This is a genomic window from Nocardiopsis sp. NPDC006198 (genome assembly GCF_040613895.1).
GTDB lineage: Bacteria > Actinomycetota > Actinomycetes > Streptosporangiales > Streptosporangiaceae > Nocardiopsis > Nocardiopsis tropica.
On sequence record NZ_JBEXSY010000008.1, the window covers coordinates 22,423 to 45,485 of the forward strand.

At 70.4% G+C, this 23,063-nt stretch carries 1 protein-coding gene; it reads right to left on the reverse strand.

The genetic code is table 11. The features are described 5' to 3' along the window. Positions 1–29: 29 nt before the first annotated feature. Positions 30–23,060, reverse strand: a complete 23,031-nt coding sequence (locus ABZ234_RS07940; protein WP_355011472.1) for an AAA family ATPase — start codon at positions 23,058–23,060, stop codon at positions 30–32. Between the last annotated feature and the right edge of the window lie 3 nt (positions 23,061–23,063).

The following is a 23,063-nucleotide window of genomic DNA, read 5'->3' on the forward strand; positions in this document are numbered from 1 at the left end:
TGTTCCGGCCCCGCTGTGGAATCTAGAGGTCAGCGTCCCTGCCCTCGGCGTTCCTGGGCGGAGCGGGCCGAGGGCGAAGCGGCGCGTTGGGCGGAGGGGTCGGGCTTCTTGGGGCGCGGCTTGGCGGTGCCGGCTTTCTTCGCCGTTCCGGATCCTTCCTGGGGGCGGTTCTGCCGTGCCTGGTTGACCTGGGCTCGGCGCATGTCCCAGAGTTCCTCACGGCTGGGGTCCAGGCGCTGTGCCTGCTTGAGAGAGGCCAGCGAGGCCTGGAACTTGCCCTTGCGCATGAGGTGCCCGGCATTCTCGGCCGCCTGGTCGGCCCGCACGACGTTGGTGGCGTGCTCCCAGTGGTAGGCGCGGGTGGGATCGAGCCGCTGTGCGTGGGCCAGGTGCTGTAGCGCGGAGCTGTAGTTGCGGGCCTGGCGTTCCCGGCCTGCCTGCTGGAAGGCTTCGGTGGCCGCCTGCCAGTCCTGCTTGTTGACCGTGGGCTCATGGGGGGCGGAGGCGGGCTGGGTAGCAGCCGCACTGGGCGTGCTCGCGGCGCGGGTGGGTGGGGCCGTTTCGGGGGCGGACACCGTCTTCGCGGCCGTCGCTCCCGCCAGGTGTGCGGCGCGTTCGTTCTCGGCGCGCGCCGCGGGGGCGGGCGTCGGCGTGTCCGCCGTGGCGGTGGGGGCCGGGGCGCCGCTTAGCTTCGCGTACAGCTCTCGCAGGGAGGAGGAGTCGACCTTGGCTCCCTCGGCAGAATCTCCCAGGTGCGCCCGGAAGTGCTCCAGCGCCTCGATGGCGCGGGTCGGTTCTCCGTTCTGGGCCAGGGCCATGGCGCGGTGCTCTGCCAGGGGGACGAGCTGTTGCAGGGTGGTGCGCTGCTCGGTGACCGAGGGGCCGGGCACCAGCCAGATCGGGTCTTCGCTGGCACCGAGTTCCTCGCGTCGGTCCAAGATCTCGGGGTTGACGTCAGCGGCTGCTTCGGGGTCGATCGTGCGCAGCGCCAGATAGAGCTGGTTGAGCCGCTCGGATCGCTCCTCGGGGGGGCCGATGGGGTTGTGGTACTGGTCGTTGAGGGTCTGGGCCAGGGCGGAGCTGGCCCGGTAGTGGTCATCGGTGCCAGCGGTGGTGTTGAGGGCCCAGTTGAGCAGTGGTCGGTACTCGGGAGGGGCGTAGGGCAGTTCGGTCTGGGCCTGCCAGTAGGCGCGCTCGTTGGGGGAAGGCGCCGCGGCGTAGGCCTCCTGGTACAGGCGGTGCGCCTCCACCACCAGCCCGGCCTTCTCCAACCGGTGGATCTCCCGGTGCGGGGAGTTGAGCGAAGGCCACCCTGCTCGCGTGTGCGGGTACAGGTCCGCTCGTTCGTAGGGAGAGTCCTGGAAAGAGGGGCGCAGGTGGGTGAGGTGGTCGCGGGCCAGGACCTGGGCCGCGACCACCACCTGTGCCAGCGCGGGGTGCCGGGTCCCTGCGGGGGTGATGGAGGTGGCGTGGGCGAGGCCGTACCGCAGCGCCCACAGCTCACGTTCCACCAGGGCCTTCTCGCCCTGGTCGGGGGTGCTCTCCAGGGCGCTCTCGAGGAGGGTTTCCATGTCGTGCCAGGCGCCGGAGCGGACCATGGAGGAAGTCAGGCGGCCCAGCCCGATGAACTGCTCGAGGCGGCCGGCGCCGACCTCGTCGTTGCGGGCGATCGACTCGAGTTCCTCCGCGCCGAGCCCGTGCAGCCGACGCGCCTCCTCGTCGGGCGCCTGGGGCAACAGGGTGCGGTCCGTGGCGGGCAGGGGCGGCAGGGGGCGCACCCGGGCACCCTCGGCATCGGTCAGGGCGTCGAAGCTCAGGGGCAGGGTGATCAGGCCGTCTTCGTCGGGGGAGAGCCCGACGAAACCGTCCGGAGTATCGAGGTCGATCTCCCGGCGGCCAGTCTGCTGGTTGAAGCCCTCTCCGAAGCGGGGCCAGTCGGGCAGGGCCGGCAGCCCGTAGGGATCGCCTTCGGCGGCCTTCCAGTGGTCCACCAGGTGTCCCAGCTGTTCGGGGGTCATGCGCACTCGCCCCTGCTCGCGCAGGTCCTTGGGGGGCAGGTAGTAGGCGGGGTAGGACGCACGGGTCGCGGCCACGTGCGCCTGAACGGGGATCTCCCCCGCCGCCAGGCGCGGGGTCCGCTCGAAGTGCTCCGCGGGGGCCGGCTGCGACCAGCTGGGCTGGGGTTGGAAGGTGTGCTGCTCGCGCACCTGGTCGACCTGGGTGCGCGTGGCCTGGGCCGCCTCGGGGGCGATCTCGCTCAGCGCCTGCTGAAGCATGTGCGCGTGCAGCGCGTGGAGGGCCGCTTCCTGTGGATGCGGCGCCCCGGCGTCCGGCAGGCCGCGGTGCAAGGTGAGCTGGGTGTTGACGGCCTGGGCCAGGGCCTGGACGGACTGTTCGCGCTCTTGGCTGTCGGCAGGCGACTGGGTGGCCTGGTGCAGCAGGTGACGGTACTGGACGGGCACGTGGATCAGTTCGTGCTGGGCGGCCCAGAAGTTACGCTCGCCCGGATTGGCCGCCTGGTGCGCGGCGGTGCGGTACAGATCAGCTGCCACGGAGGGCAGTCCAGCCTGTTCCACCGCCAGGATCGGCTCCAGAGTCGACATGGCCCAGGGTGCGAACAGGACGGCGGGAGTGTCGGGAAAGAGTGACTGGCGTTCGAAGGCCCCCTGGTGCAGGGTGGGGTGGGAGTGGTCGAGCCGTAGGCGAGCCTGGCTGTGCACCGCGCGGAGGACGTGGGGGAGCGCGTGTTCGTCGGCGGTGTTCAGGAGGCCCGGGGCGACCCTGACCGCGTAGCTCAGAGCCCACTGCTCGCGCTCCCAGATCTGCGCCTCGGCCGGGTTCGTCGCGTTTTCGAGGGCGCGCTGGAGCACATGTTCGGCGTGCTGCCAGCGGCCGTCCTGGAGGAGGGAGCTCACCTGGGCGGTGATCTGGGAGACCTGCTCCAGGCGTTCCACCCCGGTCTCGGGTTGGGTCGTATAGGCCTGGACCGCCTGATCGGCCCAGTCGGCGGAGCTGTAGGGCATCTCCTCCAGATCGAACTGGGGCGCGGTCTCGGGCAGAGGGAGCGGACCAGTGGGTTCGGGCAGGCTCGGGAGATGCAGGAGCGAGCGCCCGTCGGTGTCGGTCAGGCCGTCGAAGCCGAAGGGGACGGTGATCAGGCCCTGGTCGTTGGCGTCCAACCACACGAGCCCACCGGAGCGCGAACCGGTCACCGCGGCGGGGTCCTCCCTGCCCTCTACCACGGGGAAGCGCGGCCACTCGGGCATCTCGGGGGCGGCGAAGGGGTCGGGATCCGCCTCGCTGAGAACCTGGCGAAGCTGGCCGAGGGTCTCGCGTGTCATCCGAATACGCCCGGGCTGGTCCGGGGACGCGGAGGGCAGGTAGTAGGCGGGGTAGGAGCCGCCGGTCGCCACCGAGTGCGCCTCGATGAGCATCTCGCCGTCCTCCAGTTCCGGCTCGACGTCGTCTCGGGGCGTCTCGGAAGCAGGCGTCTTCGCCACGGTGGGCCCTTCCGCGGTAGGGGTCGGTTGGTGCAGCAACTCTTCCAAGGACACGCGCAGGCGTGCCAGATCCGCATCGGAGAGTTCCGATGCCGGTACGGCAGCCTCCACCTGTGAGAACAGCTCCATGACGCGGGTACGGTCGACCCGCACCTTTCGCAGCTCGACGTCGATCTCCTGGCGCAGCTCATGCGCCCGCTGCTCACCCCGGGTTCGCAGCGCAGCGAGCTGGGAGGCGAACGGCAGGGCAGCGGCCTCGGTGCCCGGATCGACGGTTCCCGCCTGGACCAGGCGGCCCTGGAGGTCGGTGATGGTGGCGACATGGGAGCGGAACCGCTGGTCCTCCTCGGCCTGGGAGGCCAGATTGTCCACGTGCGTGGTGAGCGCTCGGCGCACGACCTCGTTCATCTGCTCCCCGTCCGAGTGCACTGGCGTGCTCTGCGCGTGCGCCAGTGGCCCAGGGGCCTGGGTGTGCAGGTGGCCCTGACTTCCTCGGTCCTGGTCCGGCTCTGCCGCCTCGCCCGGTTCCTGGGACCCTTCCGGCGCGAGGGCAGCGGAGGGGGCCCCTTCCAGCGCCGACGATGCCTGCGGCTGGGCCGAAGGCGCCGACGGTGCGGCGGCGAGTTCGTCGATGCTGGCCAGGGACCCGCGTACGACCTCATCGCGGCCGCGCGTGATGGCCACATAGGCCAGCCGGAGTTCGCCGACACGGTCCTCGTCGACCTGCCCCTCGGGCAGGTCCGCTTCCGGCGGGAGGGTGAAGTCCAAACCGATGCGCACCCGGCGCCACTCCAGGCCCTTGGCCTTGTGCGCGGTGCACACCACCACGTCCGGGTCGGCGTCGTCCATCTGCCCCAGCAGCTCGAGCATCCGACCGATGCCGTCTTCGTGGTCGTAGGACTCCACCAGCTTGACGAACGTCGCCAGCTGGCCCAGGTCCTCGGGGTGCTCGTTGGCCTCCTTGACCACCTGCCCCCAGGACTCGAACCGCATCAGATCCAGGTGGGAGGTGCGCTGGCCCGCTTGCAGGGACTGGGCGGCGCGGATCAGCGACGCCAGCTCCTCGGTGCCACCCTGGATCGCGACCCGGCGCCCGGCACCCAGTTCGGCGACCGCGGCGCTGAACGCCCCGGCGTTGGTGCGCACGAGCACGGCGTCGGCCTGGTCCAGGTCGCCGTCGTGGACCACCGAGTCCATAGCGGGGTTGCCGCGCAGGCGGAAGTCTGCGCCCAACTCCGCCAGCACCTTGTTGGCCTCATCGGCTACCGCTTGCCCGTACCGGAAGGACTGCGTGAGCGTGAGCGTCTCGTCGAAGTCCTGGTTCTCCAAGGCCTTGCCAGGGCCCCGGAAAGCGAAGATGGCCTGATGGGGGTCGCCCACATGCAGCTGCTGCATGTGCGTCTGATCCTGCAGGATCGCTTGGAAGATCTGGGACATGTCCTGGGCTTCGTCGATGACGAGGAAGTCACCGACGGTGATGCGTGCCCCGGACAGGTGCCACAGCTTGACGTAGGTGTCGTGCCGGAAGCGCAGCAGGGTGCCGTGGGGGTCGCACATGTCGTCCCAGGCCCGGGACAGGTGCGGCTCCAGTGCGCGTTGCACCAGCTTGAAGGCCTGGTCGTTCATGCCCGGAGGGCGTTTGATGTGCTGGACGCCGATGGTGGTGTCGGCGCTGAGCTCGAAGGTCTCCACCGCGCGGTTGAGCAGGCGCGCCAGGCCGCGCGCCTCCAGGACTTTCTTGTCCGCCAGGACCAGGGTCTTCAACCCCAGCCGGCGGGCGACGACATCCCAGTCGGGGGTGGCTTCGCCTTGGAGGCGGCGCTCGAAGGGCCGACCCACGGCGCGGCGCGCCAGGGCGTGCATGGTGGCGACCTGCACGGGCACGTGGGCGAGTTTGCGTCCGGCGTCGAGGGCGTTGGCCCGACCGAACACCACCAGGGTGCCCTTGCGGCCGTCGGCTGCCAGCTTCTCGGCCACCAGGGTCATCGTGGTGGTCTTGCCGGTGCCGGCTCCGGCGATGATCCCCAGTTTCTTGCGCTGGCTGGCCGCGGTGATGATGGCCTGCTGTTCCGGGGTGGGGGCGTGGCGCTCACCGGTGGGGGGCGTGACCACCTCCACCTCGGTGCGCGGCTGGGGCTTGCCCGCGTTGGGGCCCCGCTTGGGGGTCCACCAGGTGTGGCGTGAGACCTTCAGCAGAAGGTCCTGTACGCGCTGGCCCTCGGCCAGGCCAGGATCCTGGTCGAGGTAGGCGACCAGTTCGCGGCTGTTGTCGGTGCGGTAGACCACCATCCAGGTGCTGGGATCGCCGGGCTTTCGAGGGGGAAACTCGCGGATCCGGTGCACCTGGGCGGTGGGCAGGCGCAGTACGTCGAAGGGCTCTCCCACGTGCCCGGTGGAGGAGATGGTCATCGGCGTGGTCACCACCTCCGGTGCCGGTACCATCTCCGGCTCCGGTGCCTTCGGCGGCGGTGGGCCAACGCGGCTGTCCTGCTCCGGTGCGGTGCTGGCCTCCGCGGGCTGGGAGCCGATGAGCTGTTCGGGGGCGGCTGTGCCGTTCGTGGGGTTGGTGTCGGCGGCCTCGGTCGTGCCAGCCGGGGCGGTCGGCTCCACCGCAGGTGCCGACGCCGTGGTGAGCTCGTGTGCGGATCGCACCGAGGCAGCGGAATCGGGCTCGCCCGCCCCGGGCGCCGCCTGGGCGGTGGCGGCCAGGGCCTGGTGGGCGCTCTCGCTCACCACGAGCAGCCCCTCGGTCTCCAGCTCACCGATCAGCTCGAGCATCCGTGCGCGGTAGGTATGAGCCTTGACGCGGGGGCGCGAGGCACTCCAGCCCTGCGCCTGTTCGTCGTAGGCATAGCCGAAGGGCCTGCCCCGCAAGATGTCGACCGCGGCTTGGAAGTCGCCTTCAGCGGGAAGGCGCACCAGGGAACTGGTCGAGACGCCGTCGTAGTCGATGCGCACCGCACCCCGGAGCGCCTCGGGGTCATGAGCGAAGCGGGCCAGGCCGCGCACGTGCATGCGCGTGGGCCACCCTTCGGGGTCGGCGTTGTCGGCCTGGTTGCACAGCCCGCCGACGCGCTGGGAGGCGGCGGGGTCGGTCTCCACCCACTCCTGCAGGGCCTGGGTCAGTTCCTGGCGGGCCTGCGGGTCCTGCGGGTCGGCCTTGAGCCTGTCCAGGGCGTGGTTGGCGCGCCGCTGCTCCCTCGGCTCTTCGTCGAGAAGCCGGTAGGCCTCCCGGCTGATGACAGAGTGACCGTCCAGGCGCAGCTCGGACAGGGCGGCGCGGGCCCACTTCAGACGGGTGGGCTCCTTCCAGTCCTGCAACTGCCACACGCCGCTCTGTTCGTCCTTGGCCGGGGCGAACTTGTTGGCGCGCAGCACCCTCTGCAACTGCGGGTCCTCGGGGACGTTGTGTACACGGGTACGGCCGACCGGGTCGTGGTCCAGGTGCACGGCACGCTCGGGCAGAGCCGTGTCCATCCCTGCCGCCGCCAGCGAGTGCAGGGTCAGCCGGTCCAGGGCGTGCGCGGAGTCCAGGGCAGGGTCGTCAGCCCGGCCCACCAGGTCCATGACCTCGGAGAAGCGGCGGTAGTACACGAGTGTGCCCAGGTGGTCGTTCAGGGCCCGACGCAACTGGACCCGCTCACGGGAATGCAATCGAGCCGTCCCGCGCAGGGCGGTCAGAGTGTGTTCGGCGCCGGCCAGGGGCTCGGCCACCCACGAGGGCATCTCCGCGGCGGGCTCGGGGGCGGGTGCCGAGGCAGCGGCGGCCGGGGGCGAAGCCGCAGCGCGGGCACTGGGCTCCTGGCCCGGCGCCGCCGCCTGCTCGGCGTTGTCGAGGTCGTACTGCTTGGCCACCTGCGCGCTGACGAAGGGCACCTCGTGGGTCTCGAAGTCCTCGGTCAGGCGCCGGTAGAGCATGGACAGGCGGATGCTGGGACGGGTCGGGAAGTGCAGCTCGGCCGAGGGTCGCCACCGCCCCTGGCCGAGGGGGACCATGTCGTGGGTGGCCAGCACCATCCGTGCGTCTTCATGTTCGGGCCCGTCCCCGACGCCTTCCACACGCAGGGCGCGTGCGTCAGTGAAGACCATGCGCACGGCTTCCGGCGGCACCTGGCCGGTCGCGGCCAGCGAGCGGTCCCGGGGTGTCTGCCGTTCGGCCCTGCCCAGGGGGTCGATCGCGTTGGCCATCCGCGAAAGCACAACCACCGCCTGGTGGTCCTCGGCTTGCACCAGGGCGGACATCTGGGCGGTCAGCTGGCTGCGCGCCCGGCGTGCGCGCGGGAAGTCGCTGGCGTCCAGGGCGCGGGCGACCTCCTCGAGGTGGGGCAGGGCACCTCGCACACCTTCCTGGTCCTGCCAGGAGGGCATCAGGACGTACAGCAGCCCTTCCACGTCCAGGTGGGCGCACTGGTTCCACAGCTGCCGTGCCAGGCGTGCCCGACCCCCCTCGTGCTCGGGGCCCTCGAGCTTCGGCAGGCGCTCGGCCAAGGTCTGCACACGCTGCGCGGAGACTTCCAGGAGCCGTTGGCGAGCCTGTTCCACCGGGTGCTCGTCCTCAGCGCCCAACTCGGCGGCGTTCAGCCGGTAGGCGTCCTCCATGTGCTCGCGCAGTCGTCGCTCGGCTGCGCGGAAGTCGCCCTTCCCGGTCAGGGACCGGGCCTCGGCCAACACCTCCTCGCGCCGGCCGTTCAGCTCCTGTGCCTGGTGTTCCAAGCCCGCCCGGTTCAGGTGTTCTGCGTGCGCCAGGGGCATACGCGGGTGTGGGCGCAACCCCACGGTGTCCAGCGCCGCCAACGCCAGGCCCAGAGTCTGCTCACGACGGGCCAGGGGCCACTCGGCGGGCAGACGGAGCACATGGGCGTGCTCTGCGGGGGAGAAACCGAACCGGGCCAGCGCCTGCGTGGTGGCCGAATCCGCCCTGAAGGTGCCAGAGACAGTGGTGTGGTCCGCGGTGTGGTCGAACACCAGCGCCCGCGCCACCTCCGATTCGCCGGGATCGGTGTAGAGGATCCGCGCCCGGGCCGCTTCCCGCTCCCAGGCGCCGACCGGATCGACAGCGTTGGCCTGGGCGAACAACTCCTCCACGAACCAGGAGTCGAGGGCGGGGCCCGTTTCCTCGAGCGCGTGCAGGAGTTGGGCGCGCTCGGCCGAGAAGTCCGCTCCTGGCGTGGTGACCCTGGCATCCAGGGCAGCGATGGCCTCGCGGATCCGGCTGTCGGCGGCCTGGTCGTCCTGGGATGCGGACGTGGGATTCGTGGAGAGGCTCTGCTCCGCGGCCGGTGCCGCGGGCTCAGGGCTGGCGTCCGCGGAGGGGACGGCGGCCGCGAACTGGCGCAGCTCCTGGGCGACCTCGTCGGTGAAGGGACTGTAGGAGGCCAGGGAGTCCGGTCCCGCCATGCGCTCGTAGTCGGCGTAGAGCCGGGCCGCGTGGGCGGTCTCGCCCTCGGAATAGGCCTGTGCGATCTGGGACCGCAACCGCCGCCCCGAGCGCTCTGAGACCTCGGCCTGAATCTCATAGCGCAGCGACAACAGCGCCTGGGAATCCCCCACCTTGGCCCCATGGTGCTTGACCTGGGAGTTGAGATGGTCCAAGCCCGACCACCGGTGGTGGAAGTCGTCGATCGCGGTGGCCGCCTGGTGCAGCTCTCCCGCATCGAACAGCCCTTGGGCGACGGGCACGGTGGCCTGGAACTCGGCCCAGTACCGTTGGGCGACTACGCCGGACCGCTCGAGGTCGGTCAGGAACAGCTCCCGGCCGCCCAGGTCCATCTCCGCCGCAGCCTTGGTGAACTCGCCCCGCTGCCAGTAGTGGTCGAAGGCGCGCTGGGCGTGGGCCTGCAGATGCTCGGCGCCGCCGGCTTCCCGACTGAACGCCTCGTCCAGGGCGCGGGTCTCCTCGCGGCCCAACTCGGGAAGCCCGGCCCGGGCGTACTCATAGCCAGCCGTCAGGTCGCTGTAGGCGTGCAGCCACTTCCGGGCTGCCTCCGGGTGGTTGTCCAGCCTCAGGGACCGCGCCTCGGCCAAGGCCTGTTCGACGGTGGGCGGGGCCAGGTCGGCGCGGGTACGCCGGGCCCAGGTGTAGACGAACACACGGTCGTCCACCGAGGGGCGACCCGCCCACGGCGCCGCCGGCGAGGAGGCCTCACTGCTGCGAACCTCCGAGCCGGTGAACGGCGAGGTGCGGTAGGGGGACCTCTCCATGAGGCGGTCCAGTGCGTCCAGGTCTTGCCAGGCAGTCAGGGCGACCTGGTGGGCCCAAGCGCGGCGGGCCCGGACCGTGGCTGCGTCCAAGGGCACCTGCTCGCCGGGCAGGGCCAGGTCCTTCTCCTCGATCGGGAAGGCGGGGGTGTGCTCGGCATTGGCGTAGGGCAGGGTGATGCCCCGTTCGCGCATCCGCTCGACCACGTCCTCGGGCAGCGGCCTCCTGAGACGCATGTGCTCATGCGCGTCGTCCCAGGCCCGGGTGTTCTGGGACAGGCTGCGCCCCCGCCAGAACAGTTGCAGGTCATCGGGGGCCGCCACGACGGCGTCGAGCATGCGCTCCCCGGCCCGCTCGAGCATCCGCGCGGACTGCTGCTTCGGCTGCTGAGTGTGCCAGGCCAGCAGGTACCGGGCATGGAGATCGGCGCGGATCTTGCTGGCGAAGTCGTCGCTGGCGATCACCTGCTGGGGACGTTTGAGTGCCAGCGCCAGGGCCCGGTGGTGGCGCGCCCACAGCTCGTACTCGCCCGGTGTGCGGCACGCCTCTCCCAGGGAATCGAGCACGCGCACGGCCTCACTGTGCGATCCCTGCTCGACCAGCTCGCTCACCTTGTTGCTGCTGGTGAGCCAGAAGGCAGCACGCGCCACAGGCTCCTCGGGGGGCGAGAGCAGCTCCTGGGCCACCACCGGGGGCACGTCCAGGCGTGCGATCTGCGGTGTGGCCAGCAGACGATGCAGGTTCTCGTCGTCGCGTCCGGGCCAATCGAGCCGGTCCCCGGCCGGGTGGGGTTCGCGCAGCGCCACCCCGCCCCAGGCCCGGTCCAGGACGAACATGTCCTGCTCATCGGGGTCCAGGCGCACACCCTGCTGGGCCTGGTCGCCGAGCTGGTGCAGCAAGTAGCCGTCGGAGTGCTCGTTCCTGGACAGCACGAACGTCGGGAACGGGCCCTCTGCAGGCCAGTTGGTGACATGGGAGGCCAGATCCACGTCCAGCTGCTCCATGGTCGCCCGCGACAGGCGCACCTGGGAGGCGCTCGGATCGCGCAGGAGGTCGACCTGCCCGGGATAGGTGCCGCCGGTGGCCACCAGGTGCAGGTCGACCTGCAGCGGGGTGGACAGCTCATCGCGCAGCCGCATCATCTCCTGCGGCAGCGGCAGGCCGGCCTGCTCGACCCGGCTGACCAGGTCCAGAGCGGTGGCCGGGGTGGTGTCGGTGAGCAGACGTCGGACCGCGGCGGTGAACCGTTCCTCGACGTCGGCCGCAGGGTGGGAAGACCACCGGTAGGCGGCCAGGTCCGCACGCCGGTAGGAAGGGTGGTTGCGTGCGTCGGCGGCCTCGGCCCGATCCTGTCCGCGGACGCTGGAGATGGGCAAAGACTGGCCGATCTCGTGGCGGCGCCGCCAGTGGGCGTAGGTCATCCGCGGCTGGTCGACCTCACCCAGGTAGGCCAGGGCCTGGCCCACCAGCGCGGTGCGCTCCTCCAGGTCCAGGCGGGCGGGCAGCGCCAGCATCCCGGCGCCGGTCTGCGGCCCGAGCCGGCCGTGGTCCTGTCCAGCGGTGAAGTGCAGCTCCTCCAGGCGCCTGCGCACGTCCGAGCCCACCGCCGAGGGCACATACACGCGCGTGTGCCTGTCGGTGTGGTCCACCACCACAGCGGCGGTGAACCCGAGCGCGGCGCTGGTCGGCAGAGCCCACTGGGAGCGGTCTTCCTCGCGCTCCCACGCCCCAGCGGGGTCATGGCGGTTGGCCAGGTCCAGCACGGACAGCGCCCGGTCGCTCGCAGCCGAGGCCCGCACCTGCCCGGCCAGTTCCCGGGCCGCCGTGCGTGCGGTGGGAGTGGCTGCGTCGGCGAGGGCCTCGGCGGCGGTGTGGGCGCGCTGTGCCAGCTGCTCACCCTGCTTCGTCCTCAGCTGGGTGGCGGGGGCCGTGCGCTGATGCTCCTGCCACGCTGCGTGCTGCTCGTTCGTGATGACGGGCACACCCAACTCCTCGAGCTGGCGCATAACCTCCTCCACCAGTTCCCGCTGCTGACCGGGCGGCACAGGCCTGTCCAGCGCGTACTGGGTCCAGGTCGGGCCCACCTGCTTGACCAGGGGCGGAGTGGACAGGATCGCGAGTGAGTCGTCGACCGGGTAGGGGGAGCGGAGGGGGAACGCACTGTAGGGGTCGACGACGAAGCGCGGTATGACGGGCCAGTCGCTCTGCTCGTGGTCGTTGGGGAACAGGACGATGGAGCGTACTTTCTCCCGCTCCCACCGTCCGTGGGGGTCGGCCTGGTTGGCGTCCTTGACCAGGCGGTAGAAGCCCTCAGGCGAGAGCTCCGCGGCTGCCTGCGGCAACAAGCCCAGGAGCCGGTCGCGCAGCCAGTCCCGCTCGACGGTGGCTTTTTCCAGGTGGGCCAGAACCTGGCGAGACCGCGCGGCGGCGGTGCTCTCCTGCGGCGGAAGTTCCATCTCCAGCGCCGCTCCCAGGTAGGTGCAGTGCAACTGGTTTCGGGTCAGCTGTACCGCCCCGCCGAACTCCGCATACACGACCTCGCGCACGCTGGAGCCGAAGAATGCCTGCCAGCCTTCATCCAGGGTCCCGTTCAGGCGCAGCATCTCCAGGTTGCGGGAAAAAAGCGGCGCCTCTCGCACGTAGTCCAGGCGCCCATGGGCGTGCAGCTCCTGGATGCGCGCGCTCAAGGCCGCCTCCACCACCCGGCGCAGAGGTTCGGCCTGCTGCTCCCACACCTGCGCCAGAGCGAACTCCGGCTCCGGGACCAACTCCTCCAGCGCCTGCCAGGTCTGGGCGAGCCGGTCTGCCAGCTGCTCTCCCTGACCCAGGTCGGACTGGTACAAGGACCTGTTGGTGAAGCCGGCGCCGGTGTTACGCCATCCCAGCCGGGCGAGTTCATCGAGTACCTGCGCGGGGGCGTTCTCGGGCATGGCCAGGTGCACCAGGCCGGCGGTGTCCATCTGGTCGGTGTCGAAGACCATGACCCGCGGGAGCTCGGTGTGCTCGAGCTCGGACAGGACCATGGCGCTGCGGTGGCGTTCGCGCTCCAGCCGTCCCTGGGGGTCGATCCGGTTGGCCTCACGCATCACCTGCAGCGCCGGGGCGGTTCCTCGCAGGCGTTCGATCTCGGTCATGTGCTGCAGCAGCGGGCCGCGCGTTCGCACACGCTCGGGACCGTCCAACGCCTCGAGCAGCTCACGGGTGCGCTCCCGCAGGTGCTCCGGGGAGGGGGCCTGTGCAGCATGTTCGGGCTGCGGGGCGGGCGGGCTCTCGGCCCTGGCAACCATGGGGGCGCCCTCCCGCTCCGGAGCGTCCTGGTGTGGAGTCCGCGCCGGCTCCGGCGCGGACTCCACCGCGACCTCCGACCTCAGCGGCAGGTCGCCGTCACGGACCCGGCCCTCCAAGGATGTGCGCAGGGAGCGCACATCGCGCACGTCCTCACCCTGGGGGTGCTGTCCGGTGAAGTCCTCCAGCAGCCGCAGCAGCTCACTGGGACGGGCCCCCTCCCGCTTGGCCTTCTGGTAGCGCAGGCGGGCCTTGCCTCCCAGGGCGCGGGCCTCCTCCATGATGTCCTCGCGTACCCCGGACAGCCCGAAAGCCTCCTGCGAGTTGACCGAGGGCATCAGCTGCCCGAACTCCAGGTGTTTGCGGATCGCCTGCAGCGCCGACTTGTGCTGGGCCTGCCCGGCCAGCTCCTCCACCTCACGATGGGCCTGGACGATCATCTCCTTCAGGCTCACGTCCTGGTTCACAGCGGCATCGGCGTCCGCTGCCAGGGCCTGGAAGCGGCTCTCGGTGATGTGGGGGACGCCCGACCGGTCCAACAGGCTGATCAGCTGGCCCACCCGTACGGTGCGCACCTCCAGGCTGGTGGTGGAGTTCAGGTACCACAGGTGCTTGGCGTCGTTCCTGCGCCCCTTGGAGAACTTCGCCTCCTTCAGGGCTTGGCCGGCGGGGGAGTCCCAGGCGATGCCCGCCCTGTCCTCCAGGCCCAGAACGTGGGTGCCCGCCTCGGTGTGAACAATCCTGACCAGGTTCGCAGCCTGCGGCAGCGCCGAGAAGAGCATGCGCGAGCGCAGTTCCTCGTGGTGCCAGGCCCGGGCCGGATCGCGGTGGTTGGCGTGCTCGATCAGAGCCAGGGCTGCGGTCCCGTGGTTGTTCGCCCACAGGGTGAACAGCTCCGAGGTGAACAAGGCTCCGCGGTGGGAGGAGACCGCGTCGCGGTTGCGGTCCTTGGTTTCGCGTTCGTACACGGTGCTGGTGCCCAGCCGGCCGAAGGCCCGGGCCCACACCGGCGCCGGGGGTTGGGGCTGGGGCAGCAGCTGGTTGTCGGCCGGAACGCGCAGCAGCCCTTCCAGCATCTGCCCCCGCAGCTGCTCGCTCGCCTGTGAGGTGTCGGCGCCGCGGGCCCGGCCCAGCGTGATCAGCTCGTCAGCGCTCTGCCACAGGCCGGCGTGCATGAGCTTGAGGAGGGTCGTGCGGAACGGCGTGCGGTAACCGACGGCGGGCACACCGGGAGCGGACAGCGCCTGGTCGGCTGCCTCGAAGGCCAGGCGCTCCATGTCGGGGTCGCCCGGTCCGTCGGCGAGCACGTGCCACGCCAGCTCACGCATCTCCTCGTGCCTGTCGGCGTCAAGTGAGGTGTAGGCGGACACACCCTGGGGGTCCACGCACCGGGCGCCCTGCAGCAGCCGCCAGGCCGGCCCCCACCGGCCCTGGTCAAGGCGCGCCTGCACTTCCAGGCGCACCTGGGCCCGGACCCGCTCGTGCTCGGCGCCCGTGCGCTCTCCGGAACGCCAGTGCGCCCAGGAGGAGGTCAACTCCGCGACCAGGGCACGGTCCTGTTCGGCCTCGGCGGAGTCCAGCTCCAGGGAGACCGGGGTGCGGGGGCCCGGTTCCCGGGACAGCAGCACCGGTGGGGTCTCCTGGGAGGACTCAGCCTCCACGGGAGCCGGCGGGTCCTGCTCCATCCGCTGCCGGGCGAGTTTCTCCTCGCCTTGGGCCAGAGCCGTCTCGATCTCGGAACGGCGCAGGTGCGGACACTCCACCAGCATGCGCCGCACCCCCTCCACCTGGCCGGCCAGGTCGGCCTTGCCGTACTCCTCCTTCAGCGCAGCGTGATGTTCCTTGCCCTGGTCCATCAACTCCTGGCGCAGTGGCCACAGCTCGTGCTTCTTGGCGTCACCCAGCCCCTGCCACTCGCGCTGGCCCATTAGCTCCAGCTCGGTCCAGTGGGCCTCGATCGCCTCCACCGCATCACGCAGTCGGCCACCCTCGCGCAGAGCCGTGACCGAGGCGCGCACCTGGGGTGTGCGCGCCTCGACCACAGCCAGGCGCTCCTGGCGGGCCTGCCAGGCGGCGTTGTCACGTGCACGCCGACGCTCCTCGTTCTGCGCGTGGGTGATCAGCCCCACTCCGGCCTCATCGCACGCAGCCACCAGGGCGTTCAACCGGTCCGCGGCCTTGTCGGATCCCAGGTTGCCGGGCAGCGAGTACATGCCGGAGGAATCGGACCTGCGCTGGGAGAACTTCAGCTCCTCCAGGGTGTTCCACAGGGCGGCGGGGACCTGGTCGGCCTCCACCAACAGCCTCACCGTGACCGGTCGACCCTCGCGCACCTCCAGGATCGGAGCGCCCTCGTCGTAGCGCTCGACGGGATACAGCGCGACCGAGCGCATCTCCTCGCGCTTCCACGCGCCCCCGGGGTCGGCCCGGTTGGCCAGGACGAACATCTCCGCCACACCGCCGCGGTCGATGCCCGGCTCTGCCTCGACCGCGGCCAGGGTGTTGTCGAACCCGACACGGGCCTGGTTGAGGTTGAACCTCTGCGCTGAGCGGGGTGCCCCGCCCTGCAGGGCACGCAGCTGCTCGATGGCCTCGCGCACCGGGGTGAAGACATCCCGCACGGGTGCGGTGGCGCGCTCGCGGGCACCACCCTGCTCCAGCGCGTACATGAGCCCGTGCTCACCCGCAGGGACCAGGTCCGCCACATCGTGGCCCACGCGTGCGGCGATCTGCTCCAGCGTCAGGTGCGGGCACTTCTGCCAGTAGGCCCCGGCCAGGTGGTAGCGGGCGTCCTCGTCGTGCGCAGACAGGGCGGCAAGCTCGTCGTTGAGCTCTGCCTCGTTGCGAAAGCCCGTCGCCATCAGGTCCAGATGCAGGGCGAACGGTTCCTCGTTGAACGTCTCCTCCACTCGGGCGGTGGAGCGGCGCAGCTCCAGGTGCTCCAGCACCAGATGCACCGCCCGGCGCACCTCGTCACTGCCCATCAGGGCATTGACCTGCTCGCGCAGTTGCGGTTCCTGCTGCACCAGCGCCGCGTACTCCTGCACCCGGTCGCGCTTTTGGAGCCAGTGGAACACGTTGACGCGGCTGACCGGCTCGTCCAGGGCGTCCAGGGCCATCAGGGTGCTGGCCAGCCCGGCCTCACGCTGCGCCTGGAGGTCGGAGTCGGTATCCGTTTCCAGGGTCAGCCACGGGTCCAGCGGGCCGCCCATGCCGTGCCACCCGTGCTCGGCCAGCAGCCGGCGCACAGGCTGGGGGGTGTGCACGGACACATACACCCTGAAGGTGTTTCCGTGGTCGCTGAAGGCCAGCAACGGCGGCTCAGCGGTGTCGTCCTGGTTCTCCAGTGCCCACTGCGTGCGCAGGCTCTCCCGTGCCCAGGCGTGGGCCGGGTCGATCTCGTTGGCCGCGGCCAGGACTTGTCGCGCAGGCTCCGCACCCAGGGTCTTGGCGACCTCCTTGGCCAGGCCCTCCACCTGCCACCGACCACTCCGAAGCGTGTGCCCGAATCCCCCTCCCAGGTTCTCGACCGCAGCGTAGGCATTGCGCAGCACCGTGATCTGGTCGGCGGAGGCCTCAAGGCGGACCCGGATCTGGTCCTCGTCCAGGTGCGGGCAGGACCGGCGGTAGCGGCGGGCGAGTTCCTCGCGCTGATCAGGGGAGAGCTCCGCACGCTTCCCAGTCTCTTGGTCCAGGGCGCGCTCGTTGCGCCGTGCCTGGATGAGGACCTGGGAACGCAGGCGTCCGACGGGCAGCTCGGCGAGTTCGGCCTCGGGCAGGGGGTCCTCCGCGGAGCGCAGCTCCGCCACGCGCGCGGCGATCTCCTCCCACGCCTGGTGGAGATTGTTGTCGGCAAGGAGGTGGTGCACACGCTCGCGCAGATCCGCGTCGGTCTGCTCCCAGCCCTGATCGGCTCCTTCGCGGCCGCTCAGGGCTCGCTCACGCAGCCGTTCGTAGTGGGCGGTGCGCATCCGTTCCACGCCCGCGTGTTCGTCCAGGTCACGAAGGAACAGGCCGAGCTTCTCCTCGCGGACCTTCGTGAGGTCGGTGGGTAGCGACCAGAGCAGGTTGGTCTCACCCGGCTCGAACCCGCGCCGGTACAGGAGCCCTTGCAGGTCTTCGACCAGGTGCGGGGGCACCTGCACGGTGCTCTGGTCCCGGTCGTGCAAGAGGATCAGGGCCTGGTCGAAGTGGGGGCTGTGGGTGGAGGGCACCGCGATGCGCTCGCGCCAGGGCTCCATGGCGTAGGCCGCCTCAGGGTTGGCCCTGTTGAAGGACGCGAAGACCTCCAGGGCAGCTTCGCGGTCCTCCTCCCCGAGCTCGACCGCGTGCGTCAGATCCTTCAGCCGCACCCGGACCTTGGTGGCGGCTTCGAGCCGTGCCTCCCGGTTGCCCATGCGGTAGGACTGGTGCTGCTCCTCCAGGGCCTTGCGGGCGCGCCCGAGCACACTCAGAACTTCTTCGCCCTGCCCGGGGGGCACGTCCTTCTCGCCGCCAGCCCGGTCGCGGACGGGCGTTGCGGACTGCTGGGTCGGCGCGGCCGCCGTCGGGGCCGCCTCCCCCGCTTCCGGATCGGGCAGCAGCCCCAACTTGGCCAGCTGATCCGGTTTGTCCCAGGGGCCGCTGGTGTCGGACATGTGCGCCGACGCGAGCAGACTGCCGATCATCGCTGCGTCTGTGCCCGCCTTGATGGCGTTCAGGATGCGCACCTGCACTCGCGCACGCAGCTGAGGGCGCTTCTTGGGCGTGCTCTCGTACAGCTCATTGATCGCTGCCTGCGCATCACGCACCACATCGGTGCCCGGCTGCTCCGCGGCGTGGCCGGAACCGCGTGCGGCCGATGCTCCCGCACCGGACCCCGTGCCGGAGGAGGCGCCACCGCCCCCGGCCGGTCGCCCGGGCGAAGGTTCGACCGCGGTCACCTTGCCCCGGGGGGCACTGCGCGCACCCACACCCGGATCCACGTCCGCCACCACAGCGATATCGTCCGTTTCACCGGGCTCGGCGATCTCGCTCTCCTGGCGGGAGATGCCCAGTTCCTCCTCCAGACGGGCGACCTCCTGGCGCAGCTCCTCACGCAGCTCGCTGTGGGCGAAGCCCATCTCCAGGTGGGCCATGGCCTGGCGTTCGCTGTCGACCTGGGCCTGCCGGTAGGTCGCGTAGTCCGCCCGTAGCGACTCGACCTGGTTCAGGACGCGTTCCAGGCTCTGGCAAACCGAGAGCGGGTTGGCTCCCAGCACGTCCTCCCGGGTGCCCAGAGCCACTCGGTTGGTGACCAGCCCGGTGAGGGAGTTGCGCCCGGGCAGGTCATCGAAGGACAACACCGCCCACATCCGCCGTGCGTAAGAGTCGTAGCCGATGCTGGCGGAGAACTCCAGGCCGCCCAGACGCCCCACAGGGTGCACGGTCACCGTCTCGTCCCTGGGATGGGCGTCCATCGCACGTGCGATGACCGCCTTCAGGGCGGTTCCGGCGTCCTTGCGCTTGTCCAGGACCTGCTCGCCCACCTGCAGGCGGAAGTCGTCCCCGCGGGTGGAGACGCGCTTGTCCAACACCGCGTCCAGCTCGGAGAGGAAGGCGTCGGCCTCGGTGATGCGGTGAGGGATCCACTTCAGCACCTGGCGGGAGGTGGCCTGGCTCGACTGCCAGTTCTGGTATTCCATCTCGACCATGCTCAGCTTCTGGCTGGCGACGGCGTAGGCCTGCTGGCGCGGGCTGTTGGCGGCCAGGCCGGCCGTCATGCCAAAGTCGGCCTGCTGGGGGTCGATGTCGTCGATCTCGCGTTCAGTGACCTCGCCCCGCATGATCTGGCCGATGAACCCGGCCTTGCGCGCGTTGGTCGACCACTTCTTGGCATCGTAGGAGTTGGCCGTCGTCAGGCGCGTGATCTGGATCTCGTCGCTCTGGTTGCCCTGCCGCTCGATGCGCCCCTCGCGCTGTTCGATGTCGCACGGCCGCCAGGGGCAGTCCATGTGCAGCAGGTGCACCGCGCGGTCCTGGACGTTGGTGCCCACCCCCATGCCTTCGGTGCTGCCGATGAGCACCGACACGCGACCGTCCCGGCAGGCCTCGAAGATCTGGGCCTTCTTGCGGTCGTCGTCCCCGGCCTCCTGCAGGAAGCGGATCTGCTCCCGGGGGATGCCCATCGCCACCAGGCGCTCGCGCAGGTCCTCGTAGACGGTGTACTGGACACCCTCGCGCGCCTTGTCCTTGTTCCACACCCCTGAGTCGCAGAACACCAGCTGCAGGGCGCCCGGTCGCGGGTGCGGCTGCTTGGTGATGCGGTCCAGGAAGACGCGGTCCTTGTTCTTGTCCCAGACCTCGAACAGCAGGTTGGCGGCCACGTCGGTCTTGGTCAGGCCCAGCGACATGGCGTTGAACCACTCGGGCAGGTCGGCGTCGTCCACCGCGCCCCGGGAGCGGTGCTGCAGGAGCTGCTGGTACTCCTGCATGCGCGCTTCGCGGTCCTCGGACTTCAGCGCGTTGAACCGCTCCATCTCCGCCAGGGACCGGTGCAGGTCCTCCATCGCCAGCGGCGTGATCTGGGGCGGGTGCGGAGCCAGACGCCGATCCACGGAGTTGGCCTGGGCGTGGTTGCCGATCCACAAGGTCATGTCCTTGACCTCGTAGGACTTGCCCGTCGCCTCGTCGATCCTGTGGCCCATGACCCACGGGGAGCCTAGGCGGAAGGCCTCCATGCGCGGCTCGATGATCTTGAGCTGGTAGTCGAGCTGCTCGGGTGTGGGCGGGACCAGCAGACTGCGGGCGCCCTCATGGCGCGCACCGTGCTCGTCGAACCAGGCCACAGCGGGCTCGGGCAGGTTCAGCATCTTCTTGGTCTTGGTGTCGCAGAACTGCGACCAGGCCAGCACCAGCTCGGGGACGTTGCGGAACTTCGCGAAGCGCGTGCGCATCACGAGCTGGTTGGCTTCGTCGGTCTCGGGCATCGACTGGAGCACACCGAAGGTGGCCGCCCACCGGTCGAAGTCCATCATGTCCCGCTCGGCCAGCCACGACGGGTTCAGGAAGCGGGTGAACACCCACATCTCCGACATCGAGTTGGCCAACGGGGTGGCGGTGGCCATGACCAGCTTGCCGCCGCCCTCGCGCACGTGGTCGAACTTCATCAGCATGTCGTCGGCGCGGTTGGAGGAGACCTTGGCCGCGTCCACGATGTTCGAGATCACCGAGAGGTTCTTGTATTTGTGGGCCTCGTCCAGCGCCACCATGTCGATGCCGGTGTGCTCGAAGGTGATGCCCGGGTCCTTTGCGTTCTCCAGGTGCCTGATGAGCCGCTGCTCGGCCTTGATCGCCGCCCGCTCGGCCTGCTTGATGGTGGCCTTGGAGACCACCGAGTCCCCCTCCAGGCGCTCGAAGCGCGTCTGGAGGCGGTTGTAGTCCTCCGTCAGACGCCGCCGCCGCGTCTCGGGGTTCATCGGGATCTTCTCGAACTGCTCGTGCGTGAAGATCACCGCGTCCCAGTCGCCCATGGCCACTTGGGACAGGAACTCCTGCCGGTACTGCGAGCCCATCTTCTGCTTGTCGGCGACCAGGATGCGCGCGTTGGGGTAGCGCTGCCTGAACTCGCCCGCGAACTGCTCGATGACGTTGTTGGGGACCACGATCGCAGGCTTGTTGGCCTGCCCCAGGCGGCGGGCCTCCATCGCCGCCATGATGATCTCCGAGGTCTTGCCCGCACCGGTGCTGTGCGCGAGCAGGACCGCGTCCTCGGCCAGGACCCGTTCCACCGCGGCGATCTGGTGGGGGCGGGGCTCGAAGCCGGCGTCCACGCCGGGGAAGACCCGGTCCAGGCGCACTTCCTCGTCGTAGCTGCGCAGCCGCAACGAGTTGAACTGCTCGTTGTACCTCTCGACCAGTTCGCTGGTGCGCGCGGGATCCTGCCACAACCAGGTGTTGAAGCGCTCCCGCAGCGCCTGCATCTTGGCCTCGGCGTTGGCGGAGGCCTTCAGGTCCACGTGGCGGCGGCCGTCTTCGTCCTGGGTCCTCACCTGCACGGACTTCATGTTCAGGGCCGTTGCCAGCAGCTCATTGGCCCGCTGATGCTTGGTGCCGTACACGGTGCGGGCCTGATGGGAGTTCTCGCCGTGGTCGCTGACCCACCACTTGCCCTCCCCGGTGTAGACGACCTCGATCTCGTCGTTCTCCAACACCTCACGGGCGAACTGCTGCACGACCTCATCGGGGATCCACGCCGCGCCCAGCTGCGGCAGGATCTCGGCCGCGGTCAGTTCCGGGCGCTGCACCTTCTCCAGGGCGCGTACGTTCACCCGCAGCTCCGGGTCGGACTCGGCCGCCTGACGTGCCTGCCGCAGCTTGAGACGCACGTTGCCGGACAGGTACGCCGGAGCCGACACCAACTCGCCCGTGGCGGGGTCGTCGAAGACCAACTCGCCCAGGGCCGCGCGCGCCCGCCCGGTTGAGCTCAGCCCGAGCAGCGAGGCGACACGGTCCAGGTCGACCGCACCGCTCTCGCGCAGGGACGTGTACAGCGCATCGCGCGGGTTCTCCGCGCGCTCCACCGCCACCGGCGGGTTCAGGACCCGGGAGAAGAACACCTTGGTCTTGATGGCGGTGTGGGTGTCGGTGTCGTACTCCTCCAACCCGAAGACGTACGCCGCCAGGGGATCGAAGCGGAACATTCCCTGGGAGGGGCGCGAGGCCACCCCGTTCTTGTCCACACGGCGCCGGTTGATGTGGCCGTAGGTGTCCACATAGGCGTCGTACTGGGTGTTCAGGCGCCGGCGCAGCTCCGTGATGTGGGGGGTCTCCACGCGGGTGGCCTGTTCGCTGTCCATCAGCTCCAGGACGGTGTCGCGCAGGCGCACCAGTGCGATGAGTTCCTGGCGTTCCTGCTTGGGGGAGTACTCTTCCGGCATCCCCCGGCGCATGCGCGTCAGCTGCCCGCGCTCATCGACCTGGATCAGGCCCTCGTAGCGGCCCTGGCCGACTTCGGCCAGGTTCAGGCGCGGGGTTCCGGCGGGCGCTGGCACCGCGCCCAGACCGGCCTCCTCGGCCCGGGCCACGATGTCGCCCAGAGCCGCACGCACACGCTCGGCCAGGCCTTCGGCCGGACCGTGCACCTCCAGCTCCGGGCCGAACTGGCCACTGCGCCAGCCCACCTTTCCCAGCACGTGCTCGGGGTGGGCGTCGAAGTAGGTGTTGACGTGCACGGGCACGTCCACCGCGGCGTCCTGGGCGGCCACGTCGCGGACCCCGTCGGTGATCGGCGCCAGATGGGCGCTCTGCTCCCCGGCCGAGCGCTTGCGCAGCACCATGATGTCGGTGACGACCTTGGTGCCGGCGGCTTCCTGGTGGGCCGAGGAGGGCAGGCGCACCACACCCAGCACATCGGCCTGCGTGGCGATACGAGCCCGAACCTCCTCGGTCTCGTTGTCCATGGTGTGGTGGGAGGTCACCACCGCCACCACGCCGCCGGGCTTGGTCAGGTCCAACGACTTGACGATGAAGTGGTTGTGGATGGACAGGGAACGGTCGGCGTTGTACTCGGGGTCGTAGAGCTTGTGGTCACCGAAGGGCACGTTGCCCACCACGGCGTCGAAGACGCCCTGCGGTGCGAGGGTTTCCACGAAGGACTCGTTGCGCACCCGCGCATCGGGGTAGAGCAGGGAGGCGATGGCGGCGGTGGTGGAGTCCAGCTCCACGCCCGTCATGTGCACCCCGGACGGGGCGAAGCCCACGAAGTTGCCCGATCCGCAGCCGGGCTCGAGGACGTTGCCGCCCTGCACTCCCAGATCCCTCAGGGCCCCCCACATGGCCTGGACCAGGGCGGCGTCGGTGTAGTGGGCGTTGAGGGTGCTGCGCTTGGCCGCGGCGTACTCGTCCTTGTCCAGCAGGGAGCGCAGTTCCGCCTGCTCGGCTGCGTACTCAGCGGCGTGGGACGCGCTGAACGCCTGCTGGGCGATGGCCCCCCACCCCGACCAGCGGGCGAGCACCTGCTGCTCCTGTGTGGTGGCCGGCCGTGCCTGACTCTGGATCTGGCGCAGGGTGCGCAGGGCTGCCAGGTTGGCGTGCAGGCGGGGGCGCAGACCGGCCACCCC